Origin of the sequence: Oceanobacillus luteolus, assembly GCF_023715655.1 — a bacterium.
Taxonomy (GTDB): domain Bacteria; phylum Bacillota; class Bacilli; order Bacillales; family Amphibacillaceae; genus Oceanobacillus; species Oceanobacillus luteolus.
In genome coordinates, this window is record NZ_JAMBON010000025.1 from 1 (window position 1) to 18,454 (window position 18,454).

18 protein-coding genes and 1 riboswitch are annotated in these 18,454 nt (G+C 38.0%); of the genes, 7 read left to right on the forward strand and 11 right to left on the reverse strand.

The features are described 5' to 3' along the window. Positions 1 to 236: 236 nt before the first annotated feature. Positions 237 to 1,592, reverse strand: coding sequence for a uracil/xanthine transporter (locus tag M3210_RS13485; RefSeq protein WP_251515419.1), 1,356 nt, complete (start codon positions 1,590 to 1,592; stop codon positions 237 to 239). Between the two features lie 444 nt (positions 1,593 to 2,036). Between M3210_RS13485 and M3210_RS13490 the strand changes: the two genes are divergently transcribed. Then, positions 2,037 to 3,677, forward strand: coding sequence for a PucR family transcriptional regulator (locus M3210_RS13490; RefSeq protein ID WP_251515422.1), 1,641 nt, complete (start codon positions 2,037 to 2,039; stop codon positions 3,675 to 3,677). 96 nt (positions 3,678 to 3,773) lie between these two features. Here the strand turns inward: M3210_RS13490 and M3210_RS13495 are convergent, their stop codons facing one another. Next, positions 3,774 to 4,298: a GNAT family N-acetyltransferase gene (locus M3210_RS13495; RefSeq protein WP_251515425.1), complete on the reverse strand. Its 525-nt coding sequence runs from the start codon at positions 4,296 to 4,298 to the stop codon at positions 3,774 to 3,776. A gap of 525 nt (positions 4,299 to 4,823) precedes the next feature. Here M3210_RS13495 and chrA point away from each other — a divergent pair. Both chrA and M3210_RS13505 read left to right on the forward strand, forming a co-directional pair. Further along, positions 4,824 to 6,014, forward strand: a complete 1,191-nt coding sequence (gene chrA / locus M3210_RS13500) for a chromate efflux transporter (protein ID WP_251515429.1) — start codon at positions 4,824 to 4,826, stop codon at positions 6,012 to 6,014. A gap of 129 nt (positions 6,015 to 6,143) precedes the next feature. Continuing rightward, the gene (locus tag M3210_RS13505; protein ID WP_251515432.1) at positions 6,144 to 7,202 is read left to right on the forward strand and encodes an LLM class flavin-dependent oxidoreductase; all 1,059 of its coding nucleotides are present in this window, start codon (positions 6,144 to 6,146) and stop codon (positions 7,200 to 7,202) included. 37 nt (positions 7,203 to 7,239) lie between these two features. On the opposite strand, the gene M3210_RS13510 is transcribed toward M3210_RS13505, so the two are convergent. From M3210_RS13510 to lspA, 9 genes are all read right to left on the reverse strand, one after another. Next, the gene (locus M3210_RS13510) at positions 7,240 to 8,109 is read right to left on the reverse strand and encodes a putative RNA methyltransferase (protein ID WP_251515435.1); all 870 of its coding nucleotides are present in this window, start codon (positions 8,107 to 8,109) and stop codon (positions 7,240 to 7,242) included. Positions 8,110 to 8,210: 101 nt separating this feature from the next. After that, the gene (locus M3210_RS13515; protein WP_251515437.1) at positions 8,211 to 9,074 is read right to left on the reverse strand and encodes an MBL fold metallo-hydrolase; all 864 of its coding nucleotides are present in this window, start codon (positions 9,072 to 9,074) and stop codon (positions 8,211 to 8,213) included. Positions 9,075 to 9,276: 202 nt separating this feature from the next. After that, positions 9,277 to 9,921 carry a DsbA family oxidoreductase gene (locus tag M3210_RS13520; RefSeq protein WP_251515439.1) on the reverse strand — a complete coding sequence of 215 codons (645 nt, stop codon included), beginning with the start codon at positions 9,919 to 9,921 and terminating at the stop codon, positions 9,277 to 9,279. Then, complete coding sequence (locus M3210_RS13525; RefSeq protein ID WP_251515441.1) at positions 9,921 to 10,070, reverse strand: hypothetical protein; 150 nt, start codon at positions 10,068 to 10,070, stop codon at positions 9,921 to 9,923. Before M3210_RS13525 ends, M3210_RS13520 begins: the two co-directional genes overlap by 1 nt. Positions 10,071 to 10,186: 116 nt before the next feature. Then, positions 10,187 to 10,936: a collagenase gene (locus M3210_RS13530; protein ID WP_251515443.1), complete on the reverse strand. Its 750-nt coding sequence runs from the start codon at positions 10,934 to 10,936 to the stop codon at positions 10,187 to 10,189. After that, a complete protein-coding gene (locus M3210_RS13535) occupies positions 10,933 to 11,445 on the reverse strand; it encodes a GNAT family N-acetyltransferase (RefSeq protein ID WP_251515445.1) in 513 nt (170 codons plus the stop codon). Before M3210_RS13535 ends, M3210_RS13530 begins: the two co-directional genes overlap by 4 nt. Before the next feature lie 96 nt (positions 11,446 to 11,541). After that, positions 11,542 to 12,816 carry a DUF5068 domain-containing protein gene (locus tag M3210_RS13540; RefSeq protein ID WP_251515447.1) on the reverse strand — a complete coding sequence of 425 codons (1,275 nt, stop codon included), beginning with the start codon at positions 12,814 to 12,816 and terminating at the stop codon, positions 11,542 to 11,544. A gap of 214 nt (positions 12,817 to 13,030) precedes the next feature. After that, positions 13,031 to 13,540, reverse strand: a complete 510-nt coding sequence (locus tag M3210_RS13545) for a DNA topology modulation protein (RefSeq protein ID WP_251515449.1) — start codon at positions 13,538 to 13,540, stop codon at positions 13,031 to 13,033. A gap of 81 nt (positions 13,541 to 13,621) precedes the next feature. Then, a complete protein-coding gene (gene lspA / locus M3210_RS13550) occupies positions 13,622 to 14,104 on the reverse strand; it encodes a signal peptidase II (protein WP_251515451.1) in 483 nt (160 codons plus the stop codon). A 389-nt stretch (positions 14,105 to 14,493) separates the two neighbouring features. On the opposite strand from lspA, the gene M3210_RS13555 reads away from it, so the two are divergent. From M3210_RS13555 to M3210_RS13570, 4 genes are all read left to right on the forward strand, one after another. Then, a complete protein-coding gene (locus M3210_RS13555) occupies positions 14,494 to 14,994 on the forward strand; it encodes a hypothetical protein (protein WP_251515453.1) in 501 nt (166 codons plus the stop codon). Between the two features lie 85 nt (positions 14,995 to 15,079). Continuing rightward, positions 15,080 to 15,182, forward strand: a riboswitch (SAM riboswitch). Between the two features lie 106 nt (positions 15,183 to 15,288). Continuing rightward, entirely contained in the window at positions 15,289 to 16,395 is a 1,107-nt protein-coding gene (locus tag M3210_RS13560; RefSeq protein WP_251515455.1) for a 5-methyltetrahydropteroyltriglutamate--homocysteine S-methyltransferase, read from the forward strand. A gap of 161 nt (positions 16,396 to 16,556) precedes the next feature. Beyond that, complete coding sequence (locus M3210_RS13565) at positions 16,557 to 17,477, forward strand: ABC transporter ATP-binding protein (RefSeq protein ID WP_251515457.1); 921 nt, start codon at positions 16,557 to 16,559, stop codon at positions 17,475 to 17,477. Continuing rightward, positions 17,464 to 18,420, forward strand: coding sequence for an ABC transporter permease (locus M3210_RS13570; protein ID WP_349774361.1), 957 nt, complete (start codon positions 17,464 to 17,466; stop codon positions 18,418 to 18,420). The genes M3210_RS13565 and M3210_RS13570 overlap by 14 nt, the downstream gene beginning before the upstream one ends. The last annotated feature ends 34 nt before the right edge of the window (positions 18,421 to 18,454 follow it).

Here is an 18,454-nt window from a genome sequence, read left to right on the forward strand (position 1 = left end):
CTTATCCATGAGATTTGTCCTTTATTTTTGGATTTGGATGGGTTACCACCTGAATAAATCCATTATAAAGGACTTTTTATTTGCATTAAAGTAAATTAGCGAAAATTCGGGGTCTTGTTAATATTTAGTCTTAATTAATGCAACGCTAGTGATTTTGTTTCTATCTATAATCTTAAGAATGTACAATTGTTTCTTTTTTATGAAGTACATTCGAATGACCTGTTGCAAACTTAACCTTATAATTCTCTTCCACCGGTTTTACCAGTTACATCTGTGGAGTAACCAATCTTATCCCAATTCATGATATTCTCCATAATAATGGAAATCGTAGTTCCCATTAGAAGACCATTTGAGAGTAATGGTTGAAGATAATCCGGCAAGCTTCCAAAGGATTCAGGAGGCAATGCCATTAATACTAAACCAATAAATGCCGGCATTGCAGCACGATAAATGTTTGTGTTGTTGAATTTCGTCTGTTTAAACCAATCCATTGCTGAACCGAACAGCGCAACATAGGACACAAAGAGCACCGCACTACCAATACTTAATGGTAGAAGCGTAAAGAAATAACCAACTTGCGGAATGATTCCCAGGATAAAGAACATGACAGAACCAAAGATGAATGGCATTCTTTCATATATTTTCGTTTGTTGGATAAATCCAATGGATGATACAAACGGCGAGTAAGGAACTAATCCAAGTACCCCTGAAAGAATGGTCATCACTCCTGTAATACTGAAGGAGTTTCTGTAATGCTTGGCTGTCGAAGGAGTATCAGTATAAATGATATCCGTCCCTTTGATAGAACCGTATTGCTTCGACAGATTTAGGATTCCTGTAACGATAACAGTAGCGATAATTCCGATGTTCCATGCAATTTCCCCAGTAGGGAATAAGAACACTTTAAGCGTGGATGGAACTTCACCTCCACCTAATTGACTTTCTGCACTAAACAATAATGCAAATAGGGGCCAACCGATGACAATCCCTATTAACATGGAATATTGAGCAATCTTATTAGATCCTTTTATAGTGAGGATCAGCACCAAGGCAGCTATTGCGATCGCCAAGATACTCGGACCGATTTTAATCGATATATCTCCAACTTGTCCTCCGTAAGGAATTCCCAACATCCCTTTTACAAAGTTGATACAGAGGGAAACTCCAAAGAGTAGCATAAACACACCCATAACACTCGGATTAAATAACTTCTCCAAGTAATAACCAAACCCAGTAATACCTACTAGAATAGTTAATACCCCTGTAATGATAACTCCAACCGCAATACTTCCTCCAACTTCAGCGATAGGAATACCTTGGGCTACCGACATGGAAGAAAGAGCAATAATAACTCCCCACCATAATCCTGAAGGTCCGTCCATAATCGGACGTCCATGTCCAATGAACACTTGAAGTAAACAAGCGATTCCTCCTAATATAAAGGAAAATTGCATCGTGCTTACAATTTGTTCCTGACTAAGTTCAAAGGCTGCACCTATTGTGATTGGTACAACTACTGTATTCACGAATATATACATAAGCCATTGAAGTCCACCTAGCCAGTTGTCCATCTTGGTAAGTTCATTCTTCATATAATCACTTCTTCTTTCTATAGAATTTCTTACTTTGCAGTACCTTATTATGTGTTTATTTCGGAATTATAATCTTAGCTATCGCTGCATACAAAACTCCAAATCGCATCATGCTTCTGTAAAGTCTGTTACGTAGCTCTGTGAACATTCGAACAAAGGGAGCCGACAAACCATTTTCTTTTGTGTATATGTATCAAATATTGCATCGTCTAAAGTATGTTTTCTGGTAATTTTGCCTTCAATTAGTCCGTTGAACACGGCAGGAGATTTGGTAGGCGATAGAAAATAAATAACATAATAACCTTCCGCTCTCTATCTTATTAAAAAAAGCTCGAGAAGTCATTGTCCGAAGTGGCTAAATTCATAGTTGTTTTTTGTCTCTTTTGTTATAATTAATTTGAGACCTAACATGTTACACTAACGAAAAGTAAAAGGCGGGATTTAATGAAAACGGTGAAAGACTTATTTGTCCTGGACATCATGAAGCAATGCAAAGTACTTTCAGGACAAAGCGGTTTAACTAGACAAGTTAAAAATGTGAATATATCCGATACTCCAGACATTATTAATTACATTGAAAAAAATCAATTACTACTTACAACTGGATATGGATTTGTTGAAGATACGCAGTCACTTTATGATTTGATTGTCGAAATGGACAAACTAAATTGTGCCGGGATCATTATAAAAATTGATCGCTTCCTTAAGAAATTACCCGAGGAAATCATTGCTCTTTCAGAAGAACTGGCTTTCCCCATCATCCATTCTCCAACCGAGCTCAACTTAGGCAGTATGTCTCGACATATATTGAATTATTTAAACGACGATGAAACCGAGCAACTATATTATGCGCTCCATTTTCAGAAGGAATTCTCTAAAATGATGTTTGAGGACTATTCTGTTGAGGCTTTAGTAGAACAATTAAGCCTGTCCATCGAGCGGCCCGTATTATTATTGAATCATCGAGCAGAAGAGCAAGTAATCAGTAATTTAGCAAAGACCAGGTTAGCTTCAGGGGCTTTGGAGGAAGTAAACCAGATTATTAAGGAGAATATACAGGCAGCAAGAAATGGGTTCTCCTACATTAAACCTTCTAAGCAATATAAACCCTTTACTACATTTTCGATTGTCACGAAGAATACTCATCCGAGCATTCTCGTCATTTTCGATTCGGCCACTTTACCTTATCCTTCCTCACAGCTTGCTATTGAACAGGCAAGTAATGTGATCTCGTTTACAAAGATTAAGGAAGAAGCAGTGGATGAGAATTTGAGAATGTTAAAGAACGATTTCTTTTCCGATTTAATAGAGAACAATAATCTTGCAAGAAAAGATATGATCATTCAAGCCAATTATTATGGACTAGAGATGGAAGCGAACAGTATTTGCATCGCCTGTACAGTCGATATTAAAGAAGATAGTCAAAATGACGGTGCACATCTTTACGAAAAAAGAGTCGGTGCCTTTCATCATCAAATAACGAGCTTGCTGGAAGATGCGATTATTGAACACAATCTAAAAGCAACTCTATTCTCAAAAGGTATTTACTTTGTAATCATCGCTCAATTCTCTTCATATACAGAAGAAGAAGTAAATAAGATAACCGAATTAATTCAAGATGTTCAAAGCTCTATTGACGAATTTACACTTTCCTTCGGTGTAAGCTCGGTCATCCAAGATTTAGATAAGCTTGGCACAGCATATGAAGAAGCGCTAGAAGCACTTATGCAAGGTTATGCAATTTTCCACGAGGAGTTCATCTATTTTTATAAAACAAAAGAGTTGAAAGAGCTTCTTACAGCAATCCCAATAAAAGACCTGCGTGCACTCTACGAAAACACTCTAAAAACTTTAGCTTACCCTGAAGGGGATGATGAAGAGCTTGTAAGGACTATCGAAGTATATTTAGAGCATCAATGTGAAATCACCAGCACCGCACGTGCACTGTATGTACATCGAAATACAGTAAAATACCGAGTGAAAAAAGCAGAAGAAATTCTCGGAGAACCATTAAAAGATCCAACCAACTCCTTAAGAATCCGTGTCGCTTTGATGATTGGACATATATTGAATCATGATGTATAAAATTCTGAGGAATAATAGTATCAATTTCTTAGAAGATGCAGAGACAAGGGATATTAGCTATCAAAAGAGGTAGAAGCTAAACATCATCGTTTACTTCTACCTCTTTTGTGATAATGACTGCTTCAAATTTTTTTCGTATAAAGAAAACCCATGACTGTTCCCAATCTTTTGAAATCCTGCATTATCATAAAATCGATTTAATTTCTCATTATCCCCTATACAATCTAATCGAAGCTTATAGATTTCCTTTTTTCTTAGATCATTTTCCAACCAGCTAAGTATTTGCTGACCCAAACCCTTGCCTGCTTCGTTTGGAGAAATAGCTAACTTATGAAGGTAAACTGCCTCCCCATCACCCTTCCAAAGCATCTTATCCCAGTCGCTAGCGTGAGGATAAATAGTAAAAGTAGCGATGGTAGCATTTTCTTTCTTAACTATGTATGTTTGCTCTTGTTCAATTGCTTTTATTAGTTCATGGTCTTCTTCCCCATTTAATAGAGTTTCCCACTGCTTACTTCCTTTTTCCTTCAAATGATGTGCTACATCCTTAAGCAAGGATAGTACACCTTCTATATCATCCTTTTGCGCCACAGTCACCTTATATCCGATTAAAAAAGACACGATAGATCCACCCTCCTTTCTTATCATGTTTCTATTCTAACAAAATTGATGGGGATAAGTTTATTTTCTTCCTTTCTCGGTAAAATACCTATTGACGATAAATTATATATGTGCTATTATTTCGAAAATAAATAAAAAACAATTACTTTTACTTAATTGTTTATATGGGAGTGAGAAGTTTGTGTAAAGGTGTTGATGAGCATATTCATGTGACTAGGGAAGCCGAAAAAACCCTCTATAGTACAACTTGTACAGAGTGTTTTCATAGATTGTTGACGGACCCGGAAATATATGAACTGCTTGAGGCAAAAAAATGAATGTTGAGGAAAATTTTATGAAGAAGTTAGAAAAGAAAGGGAGGTTTAATGAAAACCTCCCTTTTTAATTTGTCTACTTATTCTGGCTAACACAGTTTCCCTCTTCTATGTAAAAGATTGTTAAAGTTTTATATAGAGATATTGTTATCGATGATTATGGATGATATAGTAAACATTTGCATAACTATATAGAAAGAAGGTGTAATTAGTGAAGCAATCTGGTCAGCTATTAAAAAACTGGTTAGAAATTTTACTTGTTTCTACGAGACTGGGACTTACCTCTTTCGGAGGACCCGTCGCTCATTTAGGTTATTTCCACGAAGAATATGTTCGAAGACGTAAATGGATGGATGAGAAGAGCTACGCAGATCTTGTTGCCCTTTGTCAATTCCTACCAGGGCCCGCGAGTAGCCAAGTAGGTATAGGGATTGGTATTGTGCGTGGCGGTGTTATTGGAGGTATCATATCTTTCCTCGGATTCACACTCCCTTCTGTCCTTGCCCTCATTATTTTTGCTACTTTTTTACATAGTTTCGGTGTAGAGGATGCTGGATGGATAAACGGCTTAAAAATCGTTGCCGTTGCAGTTGTTTTTCACGCGGTGTTAGGAATGGCCAAAAACTTTACTCCCGATATCCAAACGAAGACACTCGCTCTGTTTGCGCTTGTTCTGACACTGCTCATCCCATCTGCATATAGTCAGATAGCTGCAATTTTAATTGCTGGAATCATTGGCTTTATACTGAATCGAAAGGAAAATATGGGTAAGCTGGAACCAACAGTTTCATTTCCGATATCCAAGCGGTTAGGATACATTTGTCTTGGATTATTCTTTGCGATTCTATTTCTACTCCCTATCGTTCGAAATCTGACTTCCAGCAATTGGATTGCTTTATTCGATAGTTTCTATCGTTCAGGTTCACTTGTATTCGGTGGGGGGCATGTTGTTTTACCATTGTTAGAACAAGAATTTGTTCCGACAGGTTGGATTAGTGAGCAGGAATTTCTTGCTGGTTACGGAGCGACACAAGCTGTACCAGGACCACTATTCACTTTCGCAGCATATATCGGTACTGTGATTAATGGTTGGCAAGGCGGTTTATTTGCGACATTTGCAATCTTTTTACCGGCCTTTCTATTAGTTCTTGGTGTTCTTCCATTTTGGGATTCACTTCGACAAAACCCTAAAATCAAAGCTGCTCTCATTGGTGTGAATGCTTCTGTAGTTGGAATCCTTTTATCAGCACTTTATCATCCCATCTGGACCAGCTCTATTATTGAACCAATTGATTTCGCACTCGCCGCAATTCTCTTCAGTATGCTCGCTTTCTTTAAGCTGCCGCCTTGGGTAGTTGTACTGACAGGCGCAATCGGTGGTGTATTGATTAGTTATGTATAACAACGATAGCTATCCCGAAAAATGGGATAGCTTTTTTATATCCTTAACAGGTTTTAAAGTGCTTTTCTCTTTCAAAATGGATAAGTATCCATTAAAGTTAATTAAAATATGCAAATTGGAGGAAATATAATGGAAATCGGAATCACGACCTTTGTAGAAACTACTCCAGATCCGCACACAAGAGAAGTGATTAGTCACGCTGAACGGATACAGAATGTCATAGAAGAGATTGTGCTAGCTGATAAAGTTGGTTTAGATGTTTTCGGAGTCGGTGAGCATCATCGTAAAGATTATGCAGCAAGCGCTCCCGCAGTAATACTTGCTGCAGCTGCAGCAAGGACGAAAAATATTCGACTTACCAGTGCAGTTACTGTACTATCTTCCGATGATCCTGTACGTGTTTATCAGCAGTTCGCAACTGTTGATGCCATTTCAAACGGACGTGCGGAAATTATGGCAGGAAGAGGATCCTTTATTGAGTCGTTTCCGTTATTTGGTTACGATTTAAAGGATTATGATGAATTGTTTGAAGAAAAATTAGCTCTCCTATTAGAACTGCAAAAATCTGAAATGATAAATTGGCAAGGCAAGCATCGACCGTCTATTCCAAATCGCGGCATCTACCCCCGTCCCGTCCAGGATCCATTACCGGTTTGGATTGCTAGTGGGGGTACACCTGAATCTGTAGCTCGTGCTGGTATTTTAGGTTTACCACTTGTATTGGCAATTATCGGTGGTAGTCCACTTCAATTCGCTCCACTGGTTGATTTATATTATCGAGCTGCAAAGCAAAGTGGACATAACCCATCTAAACTAACCGTAGCATCGCATTCCCACGGATTTGTCGCCGAAACAACAGATATCGCAGCAGACAAGTTCTACCCTTCCACAGCACAAGCGATGAATGTTTTAGGAAGAGAGCGGGGATGGCCACCATATACTCGAGAAAGCTTTGATAATGCACGGACATTAGAAGGAGCTTTGTATGTAGGGGATGCCCAAACCGTTGCAGAGAAAATCATCTTCTTGCGTAAAAATGTAGGCGTGACCAGATTTATGCTGCATGTACCTGTTGGGTCTATGCCTCACGAAGACGTGATGAAGGCAATTGAACTATTAGGTAAAGAAGTTGCTCCAATTGTACGTGATGAAGTAGCAAAATGGGAAGCAGCAGAAAGTAATGAGTGATATAAAAACAGGTAGTCCAAAATAGGAATACCTGTTTTTATCGTTGTTTACCAACCAATATATCTAAGTCAATTGTTATTTCAAAACTCTCTTGATTCCATAATTCTTCCTTTGATCGATCATCAATACTCCATGAAAGTGGGGACATCTCCATTAAATTCCTTAATTCTGCTTGTTCAAGTCGCTTCGTATAAGTAATATTTTCAATGTTAACCATAGGAAATTCCTCTTTGAAGAGAGAAACTGTTTCCGCATTAGTATAGGTCTTCTTTTCAGATGATCCGAAGACCGCTTCCCGAAGTTCCTTCAGATAGTTCGGTCCTGGTACAACCTTCAAGATCAGCCCGAAATCTGATAGTACTCTTTTGAACTCCTTATAGTTTGCTGGAGAAAGTATATTTAAAATAACATGGAACGTGCTATCTTTTACGGGTATGTTCGCTAAATCTGCCACTAGCCATATTGCTTGGTGATATTTGCTGGCAGCCATACGAATACCTTCCTTCGATAGGTCAACTCCCACACCTATTAAAGAATCGTTACTTTCATCTATAATTTGCGTTAAATGCGATCCTTCACCTGAACCTGCATCAAGTATAGCGGGATAATCTTTCCGGTGCTTCTCTAAATCATCACCGATTATTTCCATAATCCTCTTATGTAATGGCTCATATAAATGAGTTTTCATAATAATTTCATGTCTGGCAGCGAACAAAGCTTTATCATAGTTACTTTTTACAGACCGAGTTAACATATTTACATATCCTTGTTTTGCAAAATCAAACATATGATTGTTTTTGCATACAATACTTCTCAACTCTACTACGTCCATGTCACTATTACAGATTGGACATGTCATAAGTTCTTTATATTCATTTACTAACTGAGCTGCACTTTCTTTCCGCATGATACGAGTCCCCCTAAAAAAGGTCCATCAAGTCATCCTGATAGACCTCATTTCACCTTTTTCAATTCTATGGAAGTGTATATCCATTGTCAAACTTCGCATCACTGACTATCATCCACATATCGGCCATGGTCTGGAACAGCTAAGTCGTCAAACTCTTTCGCCAGCCTTGCTAATCCTTCCGAAAGTTCGGTCCCTGAAACCGGCATTCCATGACCTGTAACAGCGACAGCAGGATTAAGTGCAGCCAGTTTATTCACAGACTCCCGTGCGGCATTCCAATCGGTGGTTAAGTATCTTGGCGGGCCGTTTATTTCCAATTCCTGAGTCATCACTTTATAAAGGGATTCCTGCTTAACCGCAACAAAAGCATCACCTGCAATAAGGGTGCGATCGTCTGCCCTAAATAACGAGACATGTCCTGGTGAGTGGCCTGGAGTATGCAACCATCTCCAACCTTCCATATAAGGAATGGTTCTGTCTGCTGGCAATGCCTCTATATTGTTTTTTAAATCGATGGCTTCCGTCGGGAACATCGGAGACATTTTTGCCACCAATCCACCTTCCACCGTTCCATCAGGCTTAGGATAGTTTTGTTTTCCAGTTAAAAATGGTAACTCTGCTTCGTGGGCATATACCTTTATCCCCCACTTTTCAACCAAGTCCACGACAGCGCCAACGTGATCAAAGTGTCCATGTGTTAAGATAATAGCTTTTGGTTTGCTGTTTTCCCCAAAACGCTCCTCCACTACCTCTACAATTTTTTCTGCGGATTCCGGCATGCCGGTGTCAACCAATACAAAATCCTCCGCACTGTTGCCAACTAGGCAAATATTCACGATTTGGTTCGTATAACAATACAAGTCTGGCAGTACATCAACACCTATTCCACTTGCTATCGAATACATAGGTAGAAATCTATTCTCCATAGAATCATACATTTCATCAGAATGATAATTGCTCATGAGCTCACCACTTTCTATCTTTTGTTTTTCGGTTCCCTATCTTTAAAAACCCAAACATTTCTATTCTCTGTAGAGTATATAAATTTATGTAAGTGGGTTTGCATTTCATGAGAAAGAGCTGCTCTATATCAAGAGCAGCTCTTATATCTTCCTTTTATATCATTCGACAAATAGTAGATGTTGCATGTCCGCTTTATTCCGGTTATTGTTCTGTCTCTTCCTGCCACACCTGCTCCAGAACTTGTTTAAACTGAGCAACCGGCTGAGCACCTGATACGGCATATTTATTGTTAAACACATAAAAAGGTACACCTTGAACACCAATTTGACTCGCTTCTTGAATGTCTTGGTTTACTTTTTGAGTGTAGCTTTGATTTTGTGTACTTCCTAATGCCGCATATTTATCGATTCCAACCTCTTCAGCTAGGCGTCCAATTGTGTCCGTGTCACTTAATAACTCACCCTCTGTAAAGTGAGCTTTATAGAAACGTTTAAAAAATTCGTTTCCTTTGCCTTGTTCTTTCGCGTATTGGAATACGTGATGAGCTGGTATAGTACTTGCAAATTTAGCCGTATCATAATCGATTACCAAGTCAGCATCCTTCGCCATATTCACGACGTTCTCAAACATTCCTTTCGCTTGATCTACAGGAATCCCTTTCATATCAGCAAATGTCTCATAATAATCTTTCTGTGGATTATGAGCTGCTTCTGGCGATAGCAGGAAACTCTTGTATTCAATTTCAACCTTATCCGCATGTTCAAATTCTTCCAAAGCTTTTTCTAAATGTGCTTCTCCGATATAGCAAAACGGACACATAAAATCAGACCAAATAGTAATTTTCATTAATTTGTCTCCTTCTCTTTATTGACTGGTCCACAAACACCGGTTTCCATATCACAGACGAAAGCATCTGAATCGGATAAGTCCAGGCCTTTTAACTCTTCAATTGGTTTCAATTCAATTGGCTTTAATTCCTTTACTTTATTATCCATAGGAAAACCTCCTTTATTTTTAGATCTATATCTGTAAACTCTTGTAATAGTACCTTCTAAAGTCTATCTTTAGTATAAATGACATATGCTTAAGAAATACAGTAATGCGCTCAACTTCATCGGAAAAGATCGATAACCTGAAAATATTCTTTTAATGTTACTTTTCTTCCGGCTTCATCCCATTTATGGTATTCCTTGAAAACTTGCATAACATCCCCGCTGAATAATGTTTCCACGAGATATTGAATCGTGAGAAAACTCCGGTGATAATCAAACATAATACGTGATAATTTATCCTCATAAGAGCCGCTACCGAACTCCTCCAGGGAATGGCCACCATAATTTTCCTTAAATAGATCGACTATCTCTACTTCTGCTTGTGAAATTTCTCGAAATTCCTCTTGATTTAACGTAAATTTTCTACTTAAATAATCGCACATCCCCTCTTCGAACCAAATACCATCTTCCCGTGCATCACCAAAGTCATCTAGGAACAAATCAGAATGATGGGTCAGTTCGTGGGCCAGGATACTAAATATGTGATTCTCATTCATCGTTTTGAAAAATTGTTCCAATCCCTCATGTCGCTTTCCATCTAACTGTCTTAGAAATAGGTTTCTCCAGGACATCAGATCTGGAGAAAAATAGATGCAATCTTTATTTGTATAAGCTGGAATCGGAACATCGGAAAAAGCCGAAGTTGCCAAATCGGTTGTTGTCCACACAACTGCTTTTGGTAAATCAACCAGTTGAAAGTTTTCCTCCAGTACACGTTGATAGTTCGCGAGCTTTCCAGAGAATTTCATAATTATATCTTCGTACTTCGAATAGTCTTCTTTACTTTCAAATGCATAAATATGTCTCATTTCTTATTCCCCCAAATTAACTTGCTCATATAATATTCATCCATATACGTTCCATCAATAAGTAGGGAACTTCTTTTTGTTCCCTCTATCTCAAATCCAGATTTCTTATATAAACGAGTTCCCGCTTCATTCGTCGTGACCACAGTAAGTTCCATACGATGGATGCCGTTGAATTTCGCCCACTCGTCAAGCGCAGTAAATAGTTTAGTACCGATACCTTTTCCTCGATATTTTTCTAGAATTCCTGTAACGATATATACAGAATGCCTATTTCTCTTCGCATTCCCTCCAATTGCAAACAAATAGCCAACCAAGGAACCTTCCACTTCTGCAACAATGATTGTTGAATTACTTGATTTACTCATTTCCTCAATCATTTTCAACTGCTTCTCAACTGTAACTTGTCTCTCCCCGGTTTCCCATAGCATATATTCAGATGTGGCCTCCACTTCATTGACTAGGTGAGCCAACTCGGCGGCATCTGATCTTTCTATTCCCCTAATGTTCATTCTATTCCCCCTATTCCTACATTACTTTTTCATCATAGCACTAAAAATATAAAAACGTCCTGTCTAAGCAAAAGCTTTAAACAGGACGTTTCGACATTATTTTAATTTGAATTCCGCTTTTTCACCCTTAGAAATATCTTGAGCCTCCTCATTTCGGATCGGACCAATTTCCATTTCAAAGGACTTATCTTTCCATATCTTTTCAAATTGCTCTTTATCTAACAAGAAAACCTGTAAGAGTTCTCCACTGTCTCCAGCAGCTACTACATCACCATAGCGATACGGTAACAGCATTCCTTCATTCAAAGTCCATTGCTTTCCATCATTTAAATGAAGTGTAGATGACATCGATGTTTTTGATATATCTTCATCAAATCCATTATCAATGGTGAATTTAACTGTCAACAAAACGAATTCATCTTCCTGAAAGCGTGGAGCTTCTTCTGCATTAGGAACGAAGTTAGTAAATTGGTATCCGTCTAATGTGATTGTAGCCTCACCAATTTCTTGACTTTCCCCAATCTCCTCTTCTTCTAACATTTCTTTGTCACCCATGTTTTCAGCAGTAACTTTATCATTATAAAAACCTTGCGCTGCTTTATCTGCTTCCTTTTCTGCGCTTTCTGCATCAAGTGGAAGAGTAAAACGCCCAGGTGATCCAATCATAGATGAATAATCGTCCTTGTCTGTTTGTGGTGTCGTTATTTCTACATCAACACTCCCAGCTTCAAGTACTTCTGTTAAGCGATCTTCACCAATCGGATATGCATAATAACCAACGATTTCCTGTCCAGCTTCTAAGAAATAATCATTGGACGGGGAAAGTAGATTTGGTAATTGTTGATCTTCCGGTAAAAGATACTGGTAATTACTCAAATGTTTATCGGCACCAACATAAGACATATAGTAGCTTGTCATATAATGTAAGTCTTCATCTGTATTATTTTTCACCGTATATTGTGCAATTATTACCGCTCCATTATTTTGATCATCAAAAGGAATACTATAATCGCGATGAAAATCTAGTAATTCCACTAATGTGTAAGCATCTAATGTTACTGAGACACCTTCCATTTCATGGGTTTGTGCTTCTTTACTTTCATATAAAACGGTCGCAGTTCCTTCTGTCTCTTCTTCCATAAAAGCAATCAATTCAGAAAAGTCACTTGCAGTTACCGAAGTCTCTTCTGCAGGTTCTTCCTCTTCTTCCGGCTGTTCTTCTTCAACCTCTTCTTCTGGTTCCTCTTCTTTTAAAACTTCCTCTTCATCTGCTGCATCGACCTCAGCTTCTCCCCCATCACTTTCTCCACAAGCAGCAATGATAGTTGCAAAGAAAAACATAACAATAAATAATAACAGTTTTTTACTCATGAAATTTTTACCCCTCCGTTGTATGGAATACAATGGTAATCTTACTACAACGAAGGAAATTGTCTATTCCTTTTCTTAAAAATAATTACTAAGTACTGGAAAATTCTTCGTTATTAACTTTTAATCGTGCCAATTCTCTCATGACTTTCTAACTTAATTCTATCGATACATTTCCATAACGATTTGGCGAGTGTCAAAAACAGGTATCAGAACATCAGCTATCCCCATTTTCAATGAAACGTTTAATCTCTTTTCTCGACGAGAGTATAATGACATTTTTTTCATTAGAAAGCTCTTTCAACATAGCCAAGATAGCTGGCCTTTTGACCTTGGGATAATTCCAAATCCATTTTAGAAATTCCATATCCAGTTTTTCTTTACAATCAGCTGCCATATCTGGTCTCGTCCGGTTACGATATTGAAAACGTCTCTTTATGGCTCGATATAAACAGACGGTTCTTGGTAAATCCAGATAAATAATCGTATCTGCTGCATTCAACCTTATATCCAATGTACTGCCATAATTTCCATCAATAATCCAGCTTTCTCTTGTAATAAGTTCATTTTGGATCATCCGTTGTTCCGTTTTCGAAGTCATCACCCAATTTGGCTTCCAGAGAATTGCATCCAAATGATAAACGGGTATACCTATTTTTTCGCTCAGTTGCCTGGCCAATGTGGATTTTCCAGCTCCACCTGAACCGATGATGGCTACTTTTTTCATGACCATCCTCCTCTGTTCGTTGGTTATATGTTTCCAGAGTCTGACTGTCGTTTCTATTTCTGGTCAGTAAAGTGTCCGATATTACTGAACATACTCGTCTCCTTCGTATTCTTCTTTGCTTTCCTGATTTCTTCTACGTCGCAACCATTGAACCAGCTCGTGTACAATAAGCAGAACAATACCTATTTCAAGTGCATGATCAGCTATATTAAGAATCCCGCTTCCCCGAACAATAAAATCAGTCACTTGCCCAAATATTAACCGGTCCATTCCATTACCAATCGCTCCACCGACCAAGAAGCCCATACTTATATTAATAATGGGCCCGCGCCAAGCCTCGTTTCTCCTTAAATAGAAGACAAACATTACAAATAAGATGGATATGACACCAAATACCCTTGCATAGCCGGGGAAAAATCCACCTGCCATTCCACTGTTTTCAATATAGGTAAGTTCAATCCCCATCCACGTAAACCTCTCGTACATTTCGACATTTAAGCGAACTAAAACCTTTGTGATTTGATCGCTCAAAAGAACAATAACTGCAGTGATGTAAAATAACATGATAACCTTCTTTCCCAAAGGTTGTATAAACCTTTTATTTTCGATAAAGAATATATGCTCTTCTTTCTGCATAAGGAATACATTTATAGCAAACTTTTATTTTCTTTCCATTGTCGTCCCAATAAATTCTCGCTTTCTTAGCCCTTCCGTTACATAGCTTACATTTACTGAATAGCAACAGTACTCTCTCCTTCGCGAGTCAGCTTCCATTCTATCTTTCTACTAACTTCATTATATCGAAAAAGAAAGAAAGTGTAGAACTATTTGGTATTTTTTACATAACTCGTATTGTATCCTTTATATAGAGTCAGCTATAGGTAAAGGTATTCACCCAAATGATTTATTCACATAAGTTGTAACAAGCCTATTTTTTTAAAGGAGCGTTAATCATGAGTCCAATCAATTTTCAAGCTTTCACAGGATTAATTACACATATGGAAGATTACCCCTTCTATCCAACCGATGAAGAGACCGGATGTCATAAGTTCATCACTGTTCAAAATGAAACGGGGATGATTGTTAATTTTATAGCTGGTCCAAATACGTATTTCGTCAATCATGAAATGGTTTCGGTTGGAGACCAGATTACAGGATATTTGGATGGCGACGTACCAGTAATACTAATCTATCCTCCAGAATATTACGCATTGATTATTGTAAAAGAGTCACCTTCCACCCACATCAAGGTAGACTATTTTGATGATGATCTAGTCAGCGGTGATGGCAATTTAAAACTACATGTTAACCCTGACACACCCATTCTTTTAACAAACGGGCAAGCCTTTAATCAAAATCCTGCCCAGAGAAATCTTATTATTACTTATACACATACATCGAAAAGCATACCCGCCCTAACAACTCCAGAAGAAATTATCGTCTATTGTCGTTAATCCTTATTAAAATGCATCCATTTTATTTTAAGATTGACATTCCTTTCGATTCGGTATATTCTATTAATTAACTTAATACAAAACTTTCTTATCCAGAGAGGTGGAGGGACTGGCCCATTGATACCTCGGCAACAGGCTTACATAGTACTGTGCCAATTCCAGTAGCGTAATTCGCTAGAAGATAAGAAGAGAAATTAGACACGGTGCCTAAACCTCTTCTTATCTGAGAAGAGGTTTTTTTATTTAGCAATAACGAGCAGAAATTCCAAATAATTTAAAAAGAGGATGATCAATATGACAAAAACATTAGTAAAGGCTCCATTTAAAGCAGACCATGTAGGAAGTTTCTTACGACCTGAAAACTTGCATCAAGCAAGAAAGGACTTGAAAGAAGGTGAAATTTCTGCATCTGAACTACGCGAAATTGAAACGAAAGAAATAAAGAGAATAGTAGACAAGCAGATTGAAGTTGGATTAAAGGCTGTCACAGACGGTGAGTTTCGTCGTAGTTGGTGGCATTTGGACTTCCTTGAAGGTTTAAATGGAATAGAAGGATATGAAACAGAAAAAGGATACACATTCGATGGAATTGAGACGGACCGTTACCATGTGCGTAATACAGGAAAAATCTCCTTTGATCCGGACCATCCATTCATAAAAGATTTTCTTGAATTTAAGGATATTGTCGGCGACCGCGCAATTCCGAAGCAAACCATTCCAAGTCCTAACCAATTGTTCGAGGTCGGTATTCGTAATCCAGAAATTTATCCAGATCTTGAAACGTATGCTAATGATATCGTCAGCGCATATCGTGATGCTATAAAGGCATTCTATGATGCTGGTGTCCGTTATTTACAGCTGGATGATGTATATATTGCCGGCCTTTCTTCCGAAGATTTTCAGTTAATCGATACAGGAGGATACTCTAAAGCAGAATTAATTGAGCTTGCAGTTCGAATTGTAAATGATGTTATTGCAGATCGACCAGAAGATTTAATCATCACTACCCACCTATGCCGCGGAAATTATCGTTCAAGCTGGGCGTTCAAAGGAAGTTATGCGGATATTGCACCGACTTTATTTGCTAAAGAAAAAGTGGATGGTTTCTTCCTTGAATATGACGATGAGCGTTCCGGTTCATTCGAGCCATTAAAACACGTACCAAAAGGTGGAGCACAAGTTGTAATTGGTGCTGTTACATCTAAAGCTGGTGAACTCGAAGATAAAGAAGTAATCAAGAAAAAAATTGAAAATGCTTCACAATTCGTCCCGTTAGAACAACTTGCTTTGAGCCCGCAATGTGGATTTGCCTCTACCCATCATGGTAACAAGCTTACAGAAGACGAGCAATGGTCAAAGCTGAAGTACATTGTGGATTTATCGAAAGAAATTTGGGGATAAACGGAACACGAGTATCTGATTCATAAAAAGGTGATCGGTTGGTAGAATATTCTCTAACCGATCACCTTTTTATTTTTTTATGGAAATTAATTACCAAAATTATGAAACCAATACTGCTTTCTCTCCGTACAACATGGTAGAAAGAAATGGGAGGGAAAAGAATGCCAGAAATTGCTATGCAATTGACGAATGTAAGTAAGCGGATTGGCAAAAAGGAAATTATCAAAGACTTGTCATTTTCCATTAATAGAGGAGAAGTATTTGGTTTTATTGGTCCAAATGGTGCCGGGAAAACGACGACAATTCGTATGATGGTTGGACTTATGAAAATCACGGAAGGTGACATACATATTCTCGGTAAAAGTATAAAATCTGACTTTAAACAGGCAATTCGCGAAGTAGGCGCTATCGTTGAAAACCCTGAGCTTTATCCATTCTTAACCGGTGCTCAAAATTTGAAACAGTATGCAAGAATGATTCCAGGAGTCACGCAAAAAGATATCGATGAAGCTGTTAGACTCGTAGGTATGGAAAAGGCACTGAACGAAAAAGTTGGTCGATATTCGCTTGGTATGCGGCAACGGATTGGTATTGCCCAAGCCATTTTACACAAGCCTTCTATATTAATCCTAGATGAACCGACAAATGGTCTTGATCCAGCAGGTATCAGGGAAATCAGACAATACATCCGTAAATTGGCGGCCGAAAAGAACGTTGCAGTTATTATATCCAGTCATCTCTTATCCGAGATTGAATTGATGTGTGACCGAATCGGTATTATTAAAAATGGAGAACTTGTTGCTACACAAGATGTCCGAGAGAACACATCTTCAACAACTCAAACATTGCTGCAAGTTGAGATGGAAGCCACACCATTAGATAAAGCTTTAGAAATTATTAATGAGAAAACTACAGCTGCACAAACGAATAATAAGATTACTTTCGAAATTGAAAAAGAACATATTCCGGCTTTAATTTCAAATCTTGTGGAACAAAATATTCTCATTTATGAGGTCAGTGTCACGAAATCAACCTTAGAGGATAAATTCTTTGATTTGATTGGAGAGAATGTCATTGGGTAATTTTATAAATCTCATTCAAAATGAACTGATTAAAATCTATCGATTGAAATCCACTTGGGCGATGTATATTATAGTAGGAATTATTATTGTTGGCCTTGGCATTTTCATCAAATCCTACGGAGAATATATGACGTATGAAGAGGATAGTTGGAGAGAAACTCTTGAAGCCGAGAACCAAAGCTTACTGGATGAGTCTGAAGAATTTCCAGGAATTGCGGAATTCAACCAAAGCCTCATCGAGCAAAATAATTACTATTTGGAAAATGATATTATACCAGTGAGTTATGGCGCATGGCAATTTGTAATGGAAAATGAAATGCTGCTTTCACTAGTCAGCCTATTCACTATTATCGTGGCAGCTGGTATTCTCGCTAATGAATTCCGCTGGGGTACGATAAAGCTGCTCCTTATCCGGCCGATTTCACGAACAAAAATATTGATAGCAAAATACAGCTCTGTACTCCTTTTTTCATTTATTACAGCATTCTTTGTACTGTTCTTTTCATGGATTGTCGGTCTCATTCTATTTGGATTCGATGGAATGAACCCTCATATTGTCCTTGAAAAAAACGAGGGCATCGAGTATGTTTCTGTTATTGGTGAAATTCTTACGGGATATGGATTCAGTCTCATCAACTTACTCATGATGGCCACTTTCGCCTTTATGATCTCTGCCATCTTCAGAAATAGTGCCTTAGCGATTGGACTAGCCATATTCCTCATGCTTGCAGGAAATCAAATTGTCTTTTTCTTCATAGAGCGTGACTGGGCTAAATACATTTTATTTGCAAACACAGACCTTTCCCAATATGTTAATGGAAATACACCATTAATGGAAGGGATGACATTAGGTTTCTCCGTCACCATGTTAGTAATCTATTATGTCATATTCGTCGCACTTTCTTGGGTATTCTTTACGAAACGGGATGTAGCCGGCTATTAATATGCAAACTAAGAAAGGTTCCGATTAAAATGTC